This window comes from Candidatus Protochlamydia sp. W-9, assembly GCF_001950615.1.
Lineage (GTDB): Bacteria > Chlamydiota > Chlamydiia > Chlamydiales > Parachlamydiaceae > Protochlamydia > Protochlamydia amoebophila.
In genome coordinates, this window is the sequence record NZ_BCPZ01000175.1 from 1 (window position 1) to 433 (window position 433).

A 433-nucleotide genomic window follows, 5' to 3' on the forward strand; every position below is an offset into this window, starting at 1 on the left:
TCAGAAAAGGTTGCAAGGCATGAGGATAAATGACTCGTATCTTCTAGATTATCAAATCGGATGATCTCTTTTAAGCCAATTTGCCTTAATAGTTCCTCTTCTCTCTCTTGGAGACTCTTGCGACTTTCTGCTTTGGGGCCCGTTTCAGGCAATGGCATCTGTTGTGTTTGCTCTTTCTCTTGCTGCATCTTAGCAAGTTGTTGCTGCATTTCCTCTATCTTAGGTTGTAATGCCGGCATATCCAGAGCGGCAAGTGTCTCGATGGATGCACGAAGTGCAATCTCTTCTGGAGTGCGTTCTAATAGCTCTTTCTTCTGTTGCTCCTCTATTGCTTGAATTTGTCTAAAATCAGGATCTTTGGAGTATTTTGTGATTCCTAATAGACAGTCGTTCTTATTCTTGAGTAAACGACTCAGACGAGACCCTAGTTGAG

General features: G+C 42.5%; 1 pseudogene. It reads right to left on the bottom strand.

Going from position 1 to position 433, the window contains the following annotated elements:
• Positions 1 to 433, bottom strand: a pseudogene (locus BU804_RS13310) (hypothetical protein); the annotation flags it as partial.